Source organism: Pontibacter chitinilyticus, from assembly GCF_039748935.1.
In the GTDB taxonomy this organism is placed as follows: domain Bacteria; phylum Bacteroidota; class Bacteroidia; order Cytophagales; family Hymenobacteraceae; genus Pontibacter; species Pontibacter chitinilyticus.
The window spans coordinates 50,711-69,611 of record NZ_JBDIZJ010000017.1 but is presented as its reverse complement, the minus strand read 5'-3'; the positions used below and the strand labels follow the sequence as shown (position 1 = coordinate 69,611).

At 52.1% G+C, this 18,901-nt stretch carries 15 protein-coding genes; 7 read left to right on the top strand and 8 right to left on the bottom strand.

All coding sequences use genetic code 11. From position 1 onward, the window contains the following. Positions 1–10: 10 nt before the first annotated feature. The 5 genes from ABDW72_RS19145 to ABDW72_RS19125 are packed head-to-tail and all read right to left on the bottom strand — an operon-like array spanning position 11 to position 7,066. Positions 11–688 carry a c-type cytochrome gene (locus ABDW72_RS19145; RefSeq protein ID WP_347160215.1) on the bottom strand — a complete coding sequence of 226 codons (678 nt, stop codon included), beginning with the start codon at positions 686–688 and terminating at the stop codon, positions 11–13. Continuing rightward, positions 688–1,212 carry a DUF3341 domain-containing protein gene (locus tag ABDW72_RS19140; protein WP_347160214.1) on the bottom strand — a complete coding sequence of 175 codons (525 nt, stop codon included), beginning with the start codon at positions 1,210–1,212 and terminating at the stop codon, positions 688–690. The genes ABDW72_RS19145 and ABDW72_RS19140 overlap by 1 nt, the downstream gene beginning before the upstream one ends. After that, positions 1,205–2,647 carry an NrfD/PsrC family molybdoenzyme membrane anchor subunit gene (gene nrfD, locus ABDW72_RS19135; protein WP_347160213.1) on the bottom strand — a complete coding sequence of 481 codons (1,443 nt, stop codon included), beginning with the start codon at positions 2,645–2,647 and terminating at the stop codon, positions 1,205–1,207. The genes ABDW72_RS19140 and nrfD overlap by 8 nt, the downstream gene beginning before the upstream one ends. A gap of 20 nt (positions 2,648–2,667) precedes the next feature. After that, positions 2,668–5,685, bottom strand: coding sequence for a TAT-variant-translocated molybdopterin oxidoreductase (locus ABDW72_RS19130; protein ID WP_347160212.1), 3,018 nt, complete (start codon positions 5,683–5,685; stop codon positions 2,668–2,670). Between the two features lie 40 nt (positions 5,686–5,725). Beyond that, positions 5,726–7,066: a c-type cytochrome gene (locus ABDW72_RS19125; protein ID WP_347160211.1), complete on the bottom strand. Its 1,341-nt coding sequence runs from the start codon at positions 7,064–7,066 to the stop codon at positions 5,726–5,728. Positions 7,067–7,647: 581 nt separating this feature from the next. On the opposite strand from ABDW72_RS19125, the gene rpsF reads away from it, so the two are divergent. From rpsF to ABDW72_RS19095, 6 genes are all read left to right on the top strand, one after another. Then, entirely contained in the window at positions 7,648–8,016 is a 369-nt protein-coding gene (gene rpsF, locus ABDW72_RS19120; RefSeq protein WP_347160210.1) for a 30S ribosomal protein S6, read from the top strand. After that, positions 8,016–8,267 (top strand): 30S ribosomal protein S18, encoded by a 252-nt coding sequence (rpsR, locus tag ABDW72_RS19115; RefSeq protein WP_347160209.1) that lies wholly within the window; start codon positions 8,016–8,018, stop codon positions 8,265–8,267. The genes rpsF and rpsR overlap by 1 nt, the downstream gene beginning before the upstream one ends. A 13-nt stretch (positions 8,268–8,280) precedes the next feature. Continuing rightward, a complete protein-coding gene (gene rplI / locus ABDW72_RS19110) occupies positions 8,281–8,724 on the top strand; it encodes a 50S ribosomal protein L9 (RefSeq protein ID WP_347160208.1) in 444 nt (147 codons plus the stop codon). Between the two features lie 160 nt (positions 8,725–8,884). Further along, positions 8,885–9,862, top strand: a complete 978-nt coding sequence (locus ABDW72_RS19105) for a GSCFA domain-containing protein (RefSeq protein WP_347160207.1) — start codon at positions 8,885–8,887, stop codon at positions 9,860–9,862. Between the two features lie 88 nt (positions 9,863–9,950). Continuing rightward, on the top strand, positions 9,951–12,026 hold the full coding sequence (locus ABDW72_RS19100; RefSeq protein WP_347160206.1) for a thioredoxin domain-containing protein: 2,076 nt from the start codon (positions 9,951–9,953) through the stop codon (positions 12,024–12,026). Positions 12,027–12,212: 186 nt separating this feature from the next. Beyond that, positions 12,213–15,485 carry an amidohydrolase family protein gene (locus ABDW72_RS19095; protein WP_347160205.1) on the top strand — a complete coding sequence of 1,091 codons (3,273 nt, stop codon included), beginning with the start codon at positions 12,213–12,215 and terminating at the stop codon, positions 15,483–15,485. 174 nt (positions 15,486–15,659) lie between these two features. Here ABDW72_RS19095 and ABDW72_RS19090 read toward each other — a convergent pair whose 3' ends face one another. Further along, positions 15,660–16,844, bottom strand: coding sequence for a serine hydrolase domain-containing protein (locus tag ABDW72_RS19090; protein WP_347160204.1), 1,185 nt, complete (start codon positions 16,842–16,844; stop codon positions 15,660–15,662). 109 nt (positions 16,845–16,953) lie between these two features. On the opposite strand from ABDW72_RS19090, the gene ABDW72_RS19085 reads away from it, so the two are divergent. Continuing rightward, positions 16,954–17,556: a DsbA family oxidoreductase gene (locus ABDW72_RS19085; protein WP_347160203.1), complete on the top strand. Its 603-nt coding sequence runs from the start codon at positions 16,954–16,956 to the stop codon at positions 17,554–17,556. Between the two features lie 228 nt (positions 17,557–17,784). Here the strand turns inward: ABDW72_RS19085 and ABDW72_RS19080 are convergent, their stop codons facing one another. Further along, positions 17,785–17,913: a hypothetical protein gene (locus ABDW72_RS19080; RefSeq protein WP_347160202.1), complete on the bottom strand. Its 129-nt coding sequence runs from the start codon at positions 17,911–17,913 to the stop codon at positions 17,785–17,787. 103 nt (positions 17,914–18,016) lie between these two features. Then, positions 18,017–18,811 (bottom strand): tellurite resistance TerB family protein, encoded by a 795-nt coding sequence (locus ABDW72_RS19075; RefSeq protein ID WP_347160201.1) that lies wholly within the window; start codon positions 18,809–18,811, stop codon positions 18,017–18,019. Positions 18,812–18,901 lie beyond the last annotated feature (90 nt).

Sequence of the window (18,901 nt, the reverse complement as noted above, 5' to 3'; positions counted from 1 at the left end):
ATGCCTTGACTTACTTATTAGGACTTGAGTTCGGGGGGGTACCTGTTACCGGATTATCCGTCATCGCTTCGCCACCAGCTTCATTTGCCTCTTGCGTGCCGGCGTCGATAGCCGTGTCAGTTTTCCCTTTCTGCAGTTGCTGTACGTACATCACGATTTTCCAACGTTCTGTCGGGTTCACCAGTGATCCATGCGCATGCATACGTCCTCTGCCATTAGTGATCACGTAGAAGATGTGACCCGCCGGCAGGGTGGCATAGCGGCCGTTCTGGTAATTTGGCACACCTTTAAACTTAACACCTACCGGCCCTTGTCCATCCCCTTTTTCGCCGTGGCAATGCTGGCAAAAACGGGAGTACAGCACTTTGCCCTGCGAGAGGTTATCTTCTGTATAAGGAAGTGGATTTTTCAGCTCCACTCCGGCTACTTCAGCTGTATCAACTGACAAGTATAAATTGTAGCTTACATGCCCGCGAGCAACGGTGCCTTTTGCCGGCTGCCGCATGTTCATACCATAGGGGTTGAACTGCTCCATTTTAATTTGTGAGTAGGGGTCCAGGGCTATGGAGTGATACATATCCGGAGCATACTCTACTCCTCGGCCGTCATCGCTACCGCACGAAACAAGTGATGCAGCGGTAAAAAGAACGGCAGAAGCCATCAGGCTGATTCTTGAGATTCTTTTCATTATTTTACTAGCTCCTTCTCGTTTACTTCGATAGCGCCGCTGGAACGAAGCAGGTTATCAAGCGCTTTCATGTCGGTTACTCCTTCTTTCACTTCGATCGCCATCACAAACTTGTCGTCTGTGGAGCGCTTGTCGAACACATTCACTTTGAAAGTTGGTATCATTCTCTCTACAATAAAGAATGTCCACACCATTCCAAATGCTGCGAAAAGCACCGTTAACTCAAAAGTAACCGGGATAAAAGACGGAAGCGCAATATTCGGCTTACCACCAATAATCATAGGCCAATCAAAGCCCAGCATCCAGATCTGCATCCAGAGTGCGAAGCTGGTTCCGCAAAGGCCAAACAGAAAGGCCGCTATAGGAAGTCGTGATCTTTTTATCCCTAGTACATCATCTATTCCGTGTACCGGGTATGGTGAGAAAACTTCATATATTTTAATACCGGCAGCCCGGACATTTTCGATGGCTGGAAGCAGCACATCTTCATCATCGTAGATACCTAGAACAAATTTCTTATTCATTGCTGTGCTGTGTATTAGTGTTCATATCCGTTCCATGAGTACCATGCATCGAAGTTGCCTTGGTAGAATGGTGCCCATGCGTTACCCCTGAAGAAGACTTCAGAATAGCTTTTACTTCGGCCATGTTGATGACCGGGAAGAACTTCACAAACAGGAAGAATAATGTGAAGAACAAGCCAAAAGTACCTACATAAATGCCTACGTCAATTTTAGTGGGGTAGAACATCGCCCAGGAAGAAGGCAGGTAATCGCGGTGAAGGGAGATCACAATGATTACGAATCGCTCAAACCACATACCGATGTTCACGAAGATGGAAATGATGAAGGTCAGCACCAGGCTTCTTCGTACGTAGCGGAACCAGAACACCTGTGGCGTTACCACATTACAAGTCATCATAGTCCAGTATGCCCACCAATAAGGACCTGTGGCCCGGTTAATGAACTCGTACTGCTCATACGTTACCTGTGAGTACCAGGCGATGAAGAACTCAGTAGTGTAAGCAATACCCACAATAGAGCCGGTCGTCATGATGATTTTATTCATCGACTCGATGTGTTCCATGGTGATGTAATCCTCCAGTTTGAACACTTTTCGGGTGATGATCATCAATGTAAGCACCATTGCAAAACCAGAGAAGATCGCACCAGCCACAAAGTATGGCGGGAAGATAGTGGTATGCCAGCCCGGAATTACCGAGGTTGCAAAGTCCATGGATACAATGGTGTGCACTGAAAGCACCAGTGGTGTTGCCACACCGGCTAATATCAGAGATACAGTTTCATACCGTGACCAAGACTTAGCCGATCCTGTCCATCCTAATGATAGAAAAGAGTAAGCTCGTCTGGCGATAGGCCCTGTTGCACGGTCGCGGATAGTGGCAAAGTCCGGCACAAGACCGATATACCAGAAAACCAGCGATACAGAGAAATATGTTGAGATCGCGAACACGTCCCAAAGCAGCGGCGAGTTAAAGTTTACCCACAGCGAACCAAAGGTGTTTGGTAATGGAAGTACCCAGTAAGCCAGCCATGGACGGCCCATGTGCAGTACCGGGAACATAGCGGCGCAGATTACGGCGAAGATCGTCATCGCCTCGGCAGCTCTGTTAATGGAGCTACGCCACTTCTGGCGGAACAACAACAATACGGCTGAGATCAGCGTACCGGCGTGGCCAATACCTACCCACCATACGAAGTTGGTGATATCCCATGCCCAACCTACTGTTTTATTCAAGCCCCACTCGCCGATACCGAACCACAAGGTGCGGTACACGGAGTAGAAGAAAATACAAAGACCAATCAGGGCAACACCGAAAGCCGCGGCCCAACGTGGGTTGGGTGCTGCCTCTACCTGCCGGCAGACATCTTCGGTGATGTCGTGGTATGTTTTCCCCCCCGTTACAAGAGGCTCTCTTATCGGAGATACATGCTGCATAACGCTATCGTCTAATTATGTTAAGCTAAATTTCTAATTTTTGTCAGGTAAGTTACGTTTGGCTGCACGTTAAGCTCTTCCAGTACATGGAAGGCACGCTCTCCCGCCTCACGGGCCAACAGCTTTGAAATGCGGCTCTCCGGGTTCAGCATATCACCAAAGATGATCGCTTCGGTTGGGCATGACTGCGCGCAGGCACTCACAATTTCACCATCTTTCGGTCTTCTATTCTCCCGCTTAGCCTCCAGTTTACCTAATTGGATACGCTGTACGCAGAATGTACATTTCTCCATTACCCCTCTGGCACGTACTGTTACATCCGGGTTCAGCACCATTTTACCAAGATCCGTCTGCATGGTTGTGTTAATGTTCACAAACTTATCGTTGTTTGGATAAGCGAACCAGTTGAAACGACGCACTTTATACGGGCAGTTGTTGGCGCAATAACGTGTACCTACACAGCGGTTGTAAACCATCTGGTTCAGGCCTTCGGAACTGTGCATGGTCGCGGCAACAGGGCATACCGTTTCACATGGCGCGTGGTTGCAATGCTGGCACATCATTGGCTGGAAGATAACAGACGGGTTATCTGACGGATCTTCCATTTTCTGGTAGTGCTCTACTACGCCCAAGTTTGTATCCTCTATTGTCGTATCGCTGCTGTAATACCGGTCTATACGCATCCAGTGCATCTCACGACGGTTTAGCACTTCAGCTTTACCTACCACCGGTATGTTGTTTTCTACCTGGCAGCTGATCGTACAGGCACCACAACCAATACAGGAGTTCAGGTCTACTACCATTCCCCAGTGGTGGTCTTTGTACTCGTAGTCATCCCAAAGCGATACGGTTGCCGGTTTAGCAGGCCCTGCATGTGTGGCAACACGCTCGTATTCTGTAACTTCTTTAGGATTTTCTTTATACTTGTCTAATGTACTTTCCTGCACAACAAGGCGTCCCATAATCGTATGGTGTGTCTGTGTCTGCGCAATATCAGAAAGAGCATCTGTTTTCTCCAGCTTAACCGGACCGGTAAAGTAGACCGTTTCATCTACAACGGTTGCAATAGGGTAAGCATTCGCGCCAACACCTTTCGCTACAGGCATTGATTCCAGGTTACGGCCATAGCCTATAGCTATAGATACAGTACCTTTGGCTTGTCCTGGCTGGGCAAGCGCTGGTAACTCAATTACCTGGCCATTCGCCATGGTTACCTTCAGCACATCGCCTTGTACTACCTGCATTTCTTCGGCCATTGCACGCGGCATGGCTACATAGTTACCCCAGGTTGCTTTTGAAATCGGGTCCGGCATTTCCTGCAGCCATGGGTTGTTTGCCATGTCGCCAGTACCAATGGACGCTTTCTCATACAGTACCGCTTCTATACCTGTTGATTTGATATATTTGGCCACAGGCGTAGCAGCCGGTACGTTAGTATTTACCTGCAGCATGGTTGTGCCGTTTTCTAGCACTCCCTGCTCCACGGTGTTATCCCAGAACTCGTTGAAGTTACCGGCTGGAGCTATTTTACGCCAGTTGTTACGAATGTAGTCGTAATATTCGGTAGCACTATCATTCCACACCAGCAGGCTGTTTTGCATCTGGCGGGTTGTAAAGATAGGGTTAATAGCAGGTTGCGCGAGGCTGATGTATCCTTTCTTTGGTTCAAAGTCATTCCAGGATTCCAGGTAGTGGTTGTCTGGGGTAACGAACTCGCACAGGTCAGATGTTTCGTTGATTCTGTCTGCAAAAGATACCCGCAGGTTTACTTTTTTCAATCCACTTACCACCTTCTCAGCCAGCGGGTGTGTATACACTGGGTTGGCATCGTAGAAGAATACGGCTCCAACAGTGCCGGCATTCATTTCATTGATCAGGCGGATCATGTTAGCGTCGATGCCCTGCTTGGTATAGAAGGGAGAAGCTGTTGTGATCGTGGTTCCTTCAGCACCCAGTGCACGGTTAATAGCCGTAACCATGGCCTGTATGCCCGGATCATTTGAGCCAGCTACTACCAGGGCTTTGCCGTTGTTCGCTTTCAGCTCTTTTATAGCTGTAGCCACTGCTTTAGCATTCGGAACAGTTTCTGAAACAGTACCCCCGCCAGTTACGGCATTGTAAATGGCCTGAATAACCAATGCTTCTTCAGAGGGCTTTACAGGAATTCTGACGTCAGCGTTAGCACCTGTCAGCGAAAAACGGGCTTCGAACTGATGATGGCGCGACATGTTCGGGTTTTCGGCCGATACTTTTCGCGTTTGTATATACTGCTTTGCAAACGGAATCGGAGCGATCCATGTACCCAGGAAGTCTGCTCCTATGCTAACGATAACATTCGCTTTGCTGAAGTCATACCCTGGAATAACACCCCCGTTGGCCTGCAGCAGTCCTGATGCTGAATTTGCATCATAAGTTACGTGCTCGAAGTTGGCAAACTTGGAGCCAAACTCATTAATGAGCTGCTTGGTAGAAGGGCTGATAATAGTAGAAGAAACAAAGGCTACTTTGCCGTTTACATTGGCAAGGCGCGATTTAATCTGCCTGTCTACTTCTGCCCAAGTGCTTTCTTTTCCTTTGATAAGTGGGTAGCGCAGCCTGTTGTCATCGTACAGGCCCATAAGGGAGGCTTGTGCTTTGGGGCTGGTACCATACGGTGTCAGAGAAGACGCATTGTTCGGCTCGATCTTGATTGGACGACCTACCTGCGTTTTCACCAGAATGCTGTTGTAGTCCCCATCTTTATAGAAGGTAGAAGCATACCAGTTGGCAACGCCCGGCTCTATATCCACAGGTTTGTTCAGATAAGGGATAGCTTTGCGTACCGGCGCCTCACAGGAGGCCAGCGATACGGCAGCCATGCTAAAACCCAGCAGCTTCAGAAAGTCTCTGCGATGTGTCTTTCCATTGGCAGAGGCTCCCTCACCTTTGGTGTCATTAACCGGCAGGAATTCTGGAAACTCATTAAGAGCATTCTTTACGAACTCCGGAGTATTTTCTAACTCCTCAATTCCTTTCCAGTATTTTATTCTGTCTTGCATATTATATTTAGAAAACTCGAATACTAATTGATGTTATAAATTAATAGTGACACTTAGAGCATTCTGTACCACCATTAGAAGCCACGGTAAAGGCACCTGACGAAGACTCGTCATGAATTTTCACCAGGTTGTCGTAGTAGGCATTGCCTTTTGTATTCAATGGCGTCTCTCTGTGGCAATTGATACACCAGCCCATTGTTAAAGGAGAATACTGGTATACCTGGTCCATCTCCTGAATAGGGCCGTGGCAGGTCTGGCACTCAATACCACCCACCTGGGTATGCTGCGAGTGGTTGAAGTAAACCAGGTCCGGCAGGTTGTGTATGCGTACCCACTGGATAGGCTCGTTCCGCTCCACCGCTCTGTAGATCTTCTGAATCTCAGGAGACTCTGTTTTGATCTGGCTGTGGCAGTTCATACAAATGTTAACAGAAGGAATACTGGCACTCTTGCTCTTATATACAGTAGTATGGCAATAGTTACAGTTAATCTGGTTGTCGCCTGCGTGAATCTTGTGCGAGAAGGCAATTGGCTGCGTCGGCGTATACCCTTGCTGTATACCCACACCTAAAAGCGAGTTCCAGCCCAGGTCGAGCAACACCACAATAAAAATCAAGACCACCAGCACACGAACAGGTGTAGACTTGTAAATTTTAGAGAAATCGAAGCGCTGGTTAATTACCTCGTTGTCATACGGGCTTAACTGACGGTTCTTATTAAGATAATTCTTAAGTAAGGAAGTGATCAGCAACAAAGTCACCACGAGTACAATGAGTACGATAATCAGCACCACCAGCACAATATCCAGGTAAGGCCCAATCGCACCTATTGCTTCTGTCCCAACGTTTTCACCTGCTTCGTTGCCTGGCACGCCACCTACCGTAGTAGGAGCTGCTGCAGAAGTCTGCACCGCACCTTGTCCAGATTTAAGATAAGCCAGAATAGAGCTGATCTCATCGTCAGAGAAGGCAAAAGAAGGCATGGCCTGCTTATTGAACCGAGTGTAAACATCCACCGCCTCTGCGTCGCCCGCTTGGATCAGCGCCTGCGAGTTGTGAATCCACTTGTGCAACCAGGCTTCACTGTGTCTGTCTGTTACCCCCTGTAATCCGGGGCCAACAATAACATCGCTGCCAGCCGAGTGGCAAACAGTACAGTTATTCTTAAACAAGGCTGCCCCTGCGTCTATCACAGCAGCATCTCCTGCTGCTGGCGCGCCGGCGGCCGCTCCTTGTGTAGCGCCTGGCTCTACTCCCTTCGCCGCAATTTCTCCCTGCTCACTTTCCCCCTGAGCATGCGCTCCGAAAGAAAAAGTAAGTGCAACGAGAAAGGCAACGAGAATTTTGTGTTGAGTTTTAAGTATACAGCTAATCATAGCCATGATCACTTGTGTTTAGTATATGGTGAAATTGCTTTACGGCCACAAATCTACTATGCGAATTCCATTAATCAAACATAATAAGTTTATTTTTGGCCCCCTTTCCCCCACCCCTGTACTTAACTCAAAAAATGCGTTAAAAACCGCATCAGATTAAAAATAAAGCAGTTTTATTTAGAACAGTTTTAAATAACAAAGACTAAAAAACCAATCCCTCAGATAAGTATTATACAAATAGCCATCATTTTTATGCAATGTTTTTTGCACTGTTAAACAGCTGTTTCAGGTGTTATGGCGGCCTCAATTTGGACTAAAATAATAAGTAGCTCCTGCAGCTTTCAGCATTGCCTTATGCCACGTGCTGAACGTTTTCTGCTGCTGTTACTGCCCGACAATAACGGCTTAAGCAGCCTTAACACTCTCTTATTACATAGCCATGAATTAATATTTGACTGCAGCGCTGGAGCTATCCTCTAAGCGGCTTGTAAAGTGGCACATATAAGTACATGTATTTGCTTTTATAAAAACCCTGTTGTAAATTTGCAGGCTTAAATAAAAACATTTAAAATTCTTAGTCGAACCGAATGGAATTGAGAAATTACGAAACGATCTTCATCATGACCCCGTTACTGAACGACGGTCAGATGCAGGAAACGGTCGAGAAGTTCAGACAGGTGCTTAAGGAAAATGGCGCCGACATTATCCACGAAGAAAACTGGGGCCTGCGTAAGCTGGCGTACCCGATCCAGAAAAAGTCAACTGGATTTTACCACCTCGTGGAATTTAAAGCTCCAACCACTGTTGTGGATGCACTTGAACTGGCCTACCGCCGTGATGAAAAAATCGTCCGCTTTTTAACTACTGCCCTGGATAAGCACGCTGTGGCTTACAACGAGCGTAGAAGAAACGGAGAGTTCAAATCACAAGCTAAAAAAGAGGAGGTTAAAGGATAATGAGCTTAGTAAACGAAAGAGTACACAAGCAAGAAAACCGTCAGAAATACTGCCGTTTCAAGAAAAGCGGTATCAAGTATATTGACTATAAGGATGGCAACTTCCTGCTGAAGTTTGTAAACGAGCAGGGCAAGATCCTTCCACGAAGACTAACAGGCACCAGCCTGAAATTTCAGCGTAAAGTATCCCAGGCAGTAGCGCGTGCGCGTCACCTGGCTATTTTGCCTTATGTAGCGGATTCTTTAAAATAAGGAGGAACAGAGAATGGAAATCATACTTAAAGATGACGTAAAAGGCCTGGGCTACAAAAACGATATTGTTTCGGTAAAGCCGGGTTATGGCCGTAACTACCTGATCCCGCAAGGGCTGGCAGTTATCGCTGACAAATCAAGCAAGAAAGTAGTAGCCGAGAACATCCGCCAGGCAGCTCACAAAGCAGAAAAGATCAAGACTGACGCACAGGAGCTGGCTAACAGCATCGGTGATGCCGTACTTGAAATTCCTGCAAAAGTAGGTGAGACCGGCAAGATCTTCGGTTCCGTTACTACCCTGCAACTGTCTGATGCCCTGAAAGCGAAAGGCATTGAGGTAGATCGTAAGCGTATTTCTTTTGACCAGGATGTGAAAACTGCTGGCGAGTATACAGCTACTATCAACCTGCACAAAGAAGTAAAGCACCAGGTTCGCTTTAATGTAGTGGCTGAATAAACTGCTGCATAGAACAAGTATAAAAAAAGCGTCCTGCCTAAACAGCAGGACGCTTTTTTTATACTTGCATAGTACTGCCGAAAAGACTGAATCCTCTTAACTTAACAAGGAATTAAAGTATAAACCTGCGCCTGTCCCAAATCAATCATACTTGTAACTGATGTTCCGAACCGAAGTATCCGTCACCGCATCACCGCTCCGCCTCACGTTGCAGGACAAAGTTGTGACCATCGGCTCTTGTTTTGCCGATGTGATTGGCAGCAAGCTGCGCGAGCACAAGGTAGAGGCGCTGGTGAATCCCTTCGGCACTCTCTTCAACCCCATTTCGGTGTGCCAGCTGTTACAGACGGCCTGCGGCAAGGCTTATGACTTTGGCCAGCACTTAGTGCAGCACAACGGCATCTGGTACGCCTACGACCTCCACTCCTCCCTCTCCTCCCCCTACAAGCAAATGTTGCTGCAGCAAATAGCGAAACGGCAGCAGCAAACCGCCTGGCACCTGCAGGAGGCAAAGCTGCTCATCATTACCCTCGGCACGGCAGTGGCCTACCGGCTCAAAACCACCGGAACGGTGGTAGCCAACTGCCATAAGCTGCCCGCCCGCAATTTTGACCGGGTGCTGCTGCCAGTGGAGGAAATGCGGAGCGCGTTTGAGACCATGTATACTTCCCTGAAACAGCTCAACCCAGGTATAACCGTGCTGCTGACCGTGAGCCCGGTGCGCCACCTGAAGGAGACGCTTGAGACGAACAGCGTGAGCAAGGCCCTGCTGCGCGTGCTGTGCCACCAGTTGACGGAGGCGCACGCCGATGTGCTTTATTTCCCCGCCTATGAGCTGATGCAGGATGACCTCCGTGACTACCGCTTCTACAAACAAGACATGCTGCACCCCACCGAAGTGGCAGAGGACTATATCTGGGAGAAATTTGTGCGGGCCTATTACGATGATAGCTTCCGGCAGTTTCTGGAGGTGTGGGAGAAACTGCGGCGGGCCGTGGCGCACAAGCCGTTTCACCCAGAGTCGACGGCGCACCAGCAGTTTCTGCAGCGCACGCTGCAGCAGTTGGAGCAGGTGTCCAGCAAGTATAACGTAGACGTTTCCGATGAAAAAGCAGCGTTGCAAGCGCAGCTTCTCTAATCTTTGCTGGGCCAGGGCCGTGGGCGCACAACACTTTTACCCGCCTCACCCGTAAAAACTGAACGCACCCGTTGAGCTCAATAGACCTATGGCCAAAGTAAAAACCACCAACCGCCTCATCCACGAAAGCAGCCCCTACCTGCTGCAGCACGCCCACAACCCCGTCGACTGGTATCCCTGGGGAGAAGAGGCGCTGCAAAAGGCCCGGCAGGAACAAAAGCCGATCCTCGTCAGCATTGGCTATGCCGCCTGCCACTGGTGCCACGTAATGGAGCACCAGTCGTTTGAGAAACCGGAGGTAGCCGAAGTGATGAATAACCATTTTGTATGCATCAAAGTGGACCGCGAGGAGCGCCCCGATGTGGACGCCGTATACATGGATGCCCTGCACGCCATGGGCCTGCAAGGGGGCTGGCCGCTCAACGTGTTCCTCAACGCCGACGCCAAGCCCTTTTACGGCGGCACCTACTTTCCGCCCAAGCAGTGGGTGGGGCTGCTGCAGAACATTGCAGAGGCGTACGAGAACAACCGGAAGGAGCTGGACGGTTCCGCCGAGCAGTTTGCCGAGCACCTCAACCGCAGCGAGTTGGCCAAGTATGGCCTCACCCAACACAACTACCACGTGCGGGACGACGACTTCCGGCTGATGGGCTACAACCTGAGCACCCGCTTCGACAAAGAGCACGGCGGCCTGGGGCAGGCGCCCAAGTTCCCGATGCCGACCAATTACCTGTTCCTGCTGCGCTATTACCACCACACCAACGATCAGGCGGCCCTGAACCAGGTGCACCTCACGCTGCGCGAGATGGCCTACGGCGGCCTCTACGACCAGACTGGCGGGGGCTTTGCCCGCTACTCGGTGGATGCCGAATGGCTGGTGCCCCACTTCGAGAAGATGCTCTACGACAATGGTCAGCTGGTTTCGCTGTACGCCGAAGCCTACCAGGTAACCCGCGAGAGCCTCTACCATGAGGTCGTATATGAAACGATTGGGTTTGTGGAGCGGGAACTGATGAGCGACGAAGGGGGCTTCTACTCCTCCTTAGATGCCGACAGTGAGGGCGAGGAAGGCAAGTTCTATACTTTCACCAAGGAGGAGCTGCAGGGCATACTGGGCGACGAGGAGCCGTTGTTCTCCAAGTACTACCACGCCACGGCCGCCGGCAACTTTGAGCATGGCCGCAACATCCTGCACCGCCGCATCTCCGACGAGCACTTTGCCAAAGAGAACGAGCTGGAGCCGGACGTGCTGCAGGAGATGGTGCAGGGCTGGAAAGAGAAGATCATGGCGGTGCGGGCGCAGCGCGTGCGGCCGGGGCTGGACGACAAGATCCTGACCTCGTGGAACGCGCTGATGCTGAAAGGCCTGGCCGATGCCTACTATACCTTCGGCAACAAGCACTTCCTGGAGCTGGCCCTGCGCAACGCCCGGTTTATACTTGCCAACCTGAAGCAGGGCGACAAGCTCTTCCACAACTATAAAAAAGGAAAGGCCACCATCGACGGTTTCCTGGAGGACTATGCCCTCCTGATCCGCGCCCTCACACGCCTCTACGAGGTGACGTTTGACGCGCAGTGGCTGCAGGAGGCGAAGCAGCTAACAGACTATACCCTGGAGCATTTCTTTGACGAAGTGGAAAGCATGTTCTTCTTCACCGACAACAGCTCCGAAAAGCTCATCGCCCGCAAAAAGGAGCTCTTCGACAACGTGGTGCCGGGCTCCAACTCCGTGATGGCCACTAACCTGCATTTGCTGGGTTTATACTTTGATGAAGAGCGATATACTTCTCTGTCGGACGAGATGCTGAGCAAGGTAAAGGAGCTGGTCATCAAAGAGCCGTCCCACCTGAGCAACTGGGCTATTTTATACTTCTACAAGCTGACCCCGACAGCCGAAGTAGCTATGGTGGGCGAAGAAGCCGCCGAGATGCGCGCCGAGCTCAGCTCCTTTTTCCTGCCTAACATGATCCTGCTCGGCAGCAGCGCCCCAGACGGCTCCGGCACCGGCATTCCGCTCCTGCAGGACCGGGTGGCCATCAACGGCAAAACCACCGTGTACGTGTGCTACAACAAAACCTGCCAGCTGCCCGTGCACACCGCCGCCGATACGCTGAAGCAGCTGCAGGGCAAGGAGCAGCAGGACAGCAAATTCCCGGCTTTGTAAGACCCAGTATTTAGCTTATCTATTTTGAGCCCCTTGCGCTCTCCGCGGTTATTTTACCGCAAAGGCGCAACGGATTACGCAAGGGGCGCTATACTTCAATTATAAACATACCATGCCCTCCCCTCTTTCTCCACTCCTGCTAATTGCTTAACTTGTAGCACAAACTAATCTACAAAAAGCAAACCCATGCATAAACGTACGTACCTGAGTGTGGTACTGGCCGCCGCGCTGGCCCTCCCTTACAGCGCCGCCCAGGCGCAGGAGAAAAAAGAAACTCCGAAGTGGAAGGTGGAAGACGCCCATGGTCCGCAGAAAGACATCACCATCACCACCGACGAAGGCACCTGGATGAGCGTGGACGTGAGCCCGGATGGCAAGGAGCTCGTCTTCGATCTGCTCGGCGACATCTACCTGATGCCCATCACGGGCGGCAAGGCCAAGCTGCTCACCGGCGGCCGCGCCTACGACGTGCAGCCGCGCTTCAGCCCTGATGGCAAGCTGATCTCCTTCACCTCCGACCGCGCTGGCGGCGACAACATCTGGGTGATGAACCGCGACGGCTCCAATCCACGGCAGGTCACGAATGAGAACTTCCGCTTACTGAACAACGCCGTCTGGACACCCGACGGGCAATACCTGATCGCGCGCAAGCACTTTACCGGCACCCGCTCGCTGGGCGCGGGCGAAATGTGGATGTACCACATCTCCGGCGGCAGCGGCATTCAGCTCACCAAGCGCAAAAACGACCAGCAGGACGCCGGCGAGCCGTTTGTTTCGCCCGACGGCAAGTATGTGTACTTCTCCGAAGACATGAGCGGCGGCGATACCTTTGAGTATAACAAAGACCCTAACGGCCAGATCTATGTCATCCGCCGCGTGGACCGCAACACCGGCAAGATCGAGAATGAAGTGACCGGCACGGGTGGCGCCGTGCGGCCGGTGGTGTCGCACAACGGCCGCTATCTGGCTTTCGTACGCCGCGTGCGCACCAAGTCGGTGCTGTTTCTGCACGACCTGAAAACAGGCGAGGAATGGCCGATCTATGACAAGCTGAACCACGACCAGCAGGAAGCCTGGGCCATTTTCGGTGTATACCCGAACTACTCCTGGACGCCTGACGACAAGAGCATCGTGTTCTGGGCAGGCGGCAAGCTCAACAAAGTGGACGTGGCCACGCAGCAGGCTACCATCATACCGTTTGAGGCCACGGCCACGCACCACATCACGCAGGCGGTGCGCCACGACTTCAGCAAAGAAGGCATCTCTCCGAAAACATTTGCCGCCAAAGCCATTCGCCACGCCGTTACCTCGCCGGATGGCAAGACGCTGGTGTTTAACGCGGCCGGCCATATCTATAAAAAAGAGCTGCCCAACGGCAAACCAGAGCGCATCACCAACAGCCCCGACTTCGAGTTTTACCCGGCTTTCTCGCCCGATGGCAAGCACCTCGTGTACTCCACCTGGGACGATGACAACTATGGCGCCCTGATGAAGCTCGACCTCCGCAAAAAGAACCCGAAGCCGCAGAAACTCACGGCAGAGAAAGGGTTTTACGTGGAACCGGCCTTCTCGCCCAACGGCAAGTACATCACCTACCGCAAAGACCGCGGCAACAACCACATGGGCTATGCCTTTGGCAAAGAGCCCGGCATCTACTACATGCCGGCCACTGGCGGTACAGCAACACTAGTAACCGAGCGCGGCTCCTCTCCGGAATTTAACGCCACCTCCGACCGCATCTTCTTTACCGGCTCCGAAGGCGACAAGCACGCCTTCAAAAGCATCAACCTGCAGGGCAAGGAGGAGATCACGCACTATACTTCTAAGTACACGAACGAGTTCCACCCAAGCCCCGACAACAAGTGGCTGGCCTTTGTGGAGCTGTTTAACGGCTATATCGCGCCGCTCTCCACCAACGGCACCGGCCTGGATTTGAGCGCAGAAACCAAAGCCGTACCGGTGGCCCGCTTTACCCGCGACGCCGGCACCAGCATCAACTGGTCTTCGGACAGCAAAAAGATCCATTGGGTGCTGGGCGATGAGTACTTCACCAACGACCTGAAAGACCGCTTCAAGTTTGTGGAAGGCGCGCCGGAAACATTGCCTGCCATCGATACCACCGGCACAAAGATCGGCCTGGAACTGAAGACGGATGTGCCGGAGGGCAAAGTGGCCTTTATCAACGCCCGCATCATCACCATGAAAGGCGATGAAGTAATCGAGGGCGGCACGATTGTGGTAGACGGCAACCGCATTGTGGCGGTGGGCAAAGGGGTGCAGGTGCCCAAAGACGCCAAAGTGATTGATGCCGCCGGTAAAACCATTATGCCGGGCATCGTGGACGTGCACGCGCACATGGGCACGTTCCGCAACGGCATGAGCCCCAAAAAGCAGTGGGCGTACTTCACCAACCTGGCGTACGGCGTCACCACGACGCATGACCCTTCTTCTACCACTGAAATGGTGTTCAGCCAGTCCGAGGCCGTGAAGTCCGGCGCGATGGTAGGCCCACGCATTTTCTCGACCGGCACCATCCTCTACGGCGCCGACGGCGATTTTAAAGCCGTGATCAACAGCGAAGAAGATGCCCTGTCGCATGAGCGCCGCATACAAGCTGTAGGTGGCTTCTCGGTGAAGAGCTACAACCAGCCCCGCCGCGAGCAGCGCCAGCAGGTGATCGAAGCGGCCCGCGCCCTGGACATGACCGTGGTACCGGAGGGCGGCTCTACCTTCTTCCACAACATGACGATGGTGATGGACGGCCACTCCGGTGTGGAGCACAACATCCCGGTAGCGCCTGTGTACAAGGATGTGATCCAGTTCTGGAGCGCCAGCAACACCGGCTACACCCCTACGCTGATCGTGAACTACGGCGGCAACTCCGGAGAGAATTACTGGTACCAGCACACGAAGGTATGGGAGAAAGAGCGTTTGCTCCGCTTCACGCCACGCTCCGTAATCGACAGCCGCTCGCGCCGCGTGGTGCAGTCGCCGGACGAGGAGTATGAAGGAGGCTACATCGCCACTTCTAAAGCAGCCAAAGCGCTGACGGATGCTGGGGTAAAAGTGAACCTGGGTGCCCACGGGCAGCTGCAGGGCCTCGGCGCCCACTGGGAGCTGTGGATGCTGCAGCAGGGCGGCATGACCAACATGGAAGCCCTCCGTGCGGCGACGCTAAACGGAGCGCAGTACCTGGGCATGGGCAGCGAGATCGGTTCTCTGGAGCAAGGCAAACTGGCCGACCTCATCGTGCTGGACCAGAACCCGTTGGAGGACATCCACAACTCCGAAAGCGTGAAGTATACGATGGTGAACGGCCGCCTCTACGATGCTGACACCATGGCCGAGATCGGCAACTACAACCGCAAGCCTGGCAAGTTTTACTGGGAAAACAGCAAAACCGGCTCCGCCTTCGACTGGCATGAAGAAACCGAAGCCGCCGGTCTGATCTGCGACTAAGTACAACGTATAAATTACATGAAGGCCATCTCTGCTAAGCAAAGGTGGCCTTTCTTTTTTAGCGCCCTTTGCGTCCTTTGCGGTAAATGAAACCGCCAGGGACGCGAAGACTTACGCAAAGTTCACAAAGTACATTTTGCCCGTCAGCATCGGCAGCAGGTAATTATCGCTTTGCTACTCCTGCACCGCTGCCAGCACCCGTTTGAACAACTCGTTTTGGTTACCATCGTGCCAGCGCCATACAATCACCATATCATGTGCAGGGTCTACCCAGATGGTGTTTTGGCCAGCACCGAGCGCCGCATAGCTGATAGCAGGTGCATCGGGCCAGGCCTTGCCTTCGGTGTTCAACCACCACAGGTAACCATAATCCGGGCCAACGGGACCGCGGCTGGTGGTAGCTTCCTGCACCCACGCTTTTGAAACCAGTTGCTTGTCTTTCCAGCGGCCGTTGCGCAGAAACAGGTAGCCGAAGCGGGCTTCGTCGCGGGCGCTGATCCAGAGGCCACCGCCCCAGCGCGTGCCACCACTGACCGAAGCCATCTCTTTGCCGTTTATATTTACTTTAGAGTTGCGATAAGGTACCCAGCGCCAGGTAGCGGAGGCACCAATCGGGTCCATGATTTCCTCCTCCAGCACTTCGGGTAAAGGCTTTTCCCACACCCGCAGCAGCGATAAGGCCAGGCGGTTAATGCGCACATCGTTGTACTCGAAGTAGGTACCCGGCGCCTGCAGCTCCCGTGGCTTGCGCTCGCCTTTTCCAAAAGCCTCGTGCCCGATAAAGTCGCTTTGCTTGCCCCACAGCTCGCCCTCCCACTCTGTTGTCTGCCGTGCGTGTTGCTCCCAGGTAATCGGGCGGTTCTGCGCTGAGTCGTAGCCCCCGTCGTGCACATACTTGGCTACTGGGTCCTTTATACTTTGGATCTTGCCTTTGTCGATCGTTAAACCAAGGATGGTAGAGAGAAAGCTCTTCGCTACACTATAAGTTGGGTCTGCTGCTTTCGTATCGCCCCACTCGGCCACAACGTAGCCATCTTTCAGGATGATGCCATTGGTAAAGGCCCGGTCAGCAGGCAGTGGCCCCAGCGGCGTGCCAAAGATCTCTTCCTGCGTAGAGAAGTCCTTCTTCATTTGCCTTGTTTCCTGCGTTTTGGCCCACTCCACAGCTTCCTGCAATTTTGCCGCATCCATACCGACCTGCTCCGGCTGCTTATGCACCCAATTGTCGCCTTTGCCGGGGTAGTATACTTTGGCTGTGGATTGCTGGTCGGAGGTAGTGGTGGTTGCTGGTTGCTGGTGTTGGCAAGCCAGCAGGCCCAGTGCCAACGCTAGTATAGCAAAGTGTTTTCGTAAGGTCATAAGCTTTGTTTAACTTCTTAAGCTACTAAAAATTCTTTTGCCTTGGCAGCCCACAGGCAACTTCGAGCTGTTAAATTCCGGTAAAAGAGACAATACTAGAAATATCATCATGCTGCAAATAAAAGTATATTCTGATTACGTATGCCCTTACTGCTTTTTAGGCGAAGTAGTGCTGGACCGGGCCCTGGAGGGGATGAAGGAGCAAGTAACAATTGAATGGATGCCCTTTGAGTTGCGCCCATCCCCCACACCTACTCTAAAGCCGGAAGAAGACTACCTGCAAAGCACCTGGCAAAATTCTGTGTACCCGATGGCAAAGCAGCTCGATATTCCCATTGTGCTGCCCGCAGTTTCGCCACAGCCGCACACGCACCTGGCCTTTGCCGGATATCAGTATGCGAAGGAAAAGGGACTCGGAGAAACGTATACGCACCGCATGTTCCGGGCTTTTTTCCAGGAAGAGCAGGACGTCGGTGACCTGGAGGTGCTGGTGAAGCTGGCGAAGGAAGTCGGGCTTGAGGGGGAGGCCTTTAGAGAAGCAGTGGAATCCGACAAGTATAAACAGGTGCACCAGGAGGCATTGAAGCAGGCGTATGAGGCGGTAAATGTAACAGCTGTACCCACCTTCATCATCGGAAACAAAAAAGTGCGCGGCTTATTGCGCGAAGAAGATCTGCGGCAGCTGATCAGGCAGGAACTGGAGCATAGCTAGCGTATGTTAATGCCGATCAACTAGCTACGGTGCTACTTGCAGCTGCACATCTGATGGCGTTGTAGAATTCTGTCCTTCCTTACTTTCTAGTAAACCAGCAGTAACAGCAATCCCGAAAGTACGGTAACTATAGGAGCCAGCAAAGTACCTGAGGTTGTAGCCCAGCGCGTAACCTGCTTTAGAGGCAACACCTTGTCTGCATAGTTTGCTTTGTGAATGCAGCACAAACTATTTCACCAGAAAGCCATCCAGCAGACCGTGCTTCAGCTCCGGCCAGTTAACCAGGAGCAGGGCGATAATTGCGGTCTTCAGTAAAAGGCCGCCAACGCGCAGCAGCTTCACTTTTCTTGATTCCATACCTGTCGCACTTAATTTCTATTTGATCCTCAAACTAACAAAAAGCTGCCCCATAGCATAGCAATTTTACTATGTTATGGGGCAGCCCTGCTTATGTACTTCCTTACCAGCCACCCCTTCTTCTGCCGCCAAACAAGCCACCAAGCAAGCCTCCTAAGCCGCCCGAGCCCATAGAGCTGTAGCCTCTGCGGCCATTCAGGCCACCAAGTATGGAGATAATAGAGCCAAGCCCTCCCCCACCATACATGCCGCCACCCATACCCATACCACCACCTAATAAGCCGCCAAGCAAACCGCCGCCTATGCCGCCCATCATGCCGCCGTTATAACGCCCGCGCCTGCCGCTCAGCATGCTACTGATTACGAGCGGCGCCAGTATGCCCAGCATACCTGTAACCATACCCGGTGAGATACCAGCTTTTTTGAACATGTCGCCAAAGCCGCTTTTGCTCAGAAACGATTGCGATGTCGGGTCTTCACCGTGCTCCCTGGCTTCGCCGGCCTTGTTTACGAACTGGTCCAGTATACTATACTGCTCCTGATCGATGCCCAGGTAATTGGCAATGTCCTCAATCCGCTTTTGCTCTTCCGGCGAGTACTGCCCGTCAGATTTAGCAAAGCTGATGATGTCTGTGACAAAGGAAAAGCGGAGCTGACTGCCTTTGAGCACATCCAGGCACTTCTGCAGATCAATAACAGACGGGTTCTTTGCAATCTGCACGACCTCCTGCTGCACATTCGGCGCGAGTTGTGCCGCTTCGCCCATCAGCTTCAGAAACTGAAGTTCCTCTTCCGAGGCATTGCCGTCTGCCGAGGCCATGGTAGCCAGCGCACCAAAGTAGGCGCCTTTCTCTTCTTTAGAGTAATCTTTGAGTAAAGTGGTATGTTCCTGTTCCATTTGTTTTCATAGGTAAGTGTCAGGTAATAACGCATGGTACCAAGCGCAGGTTTATACTATTGCTTGGCTTTGAATGGCGCTACCCGAAAA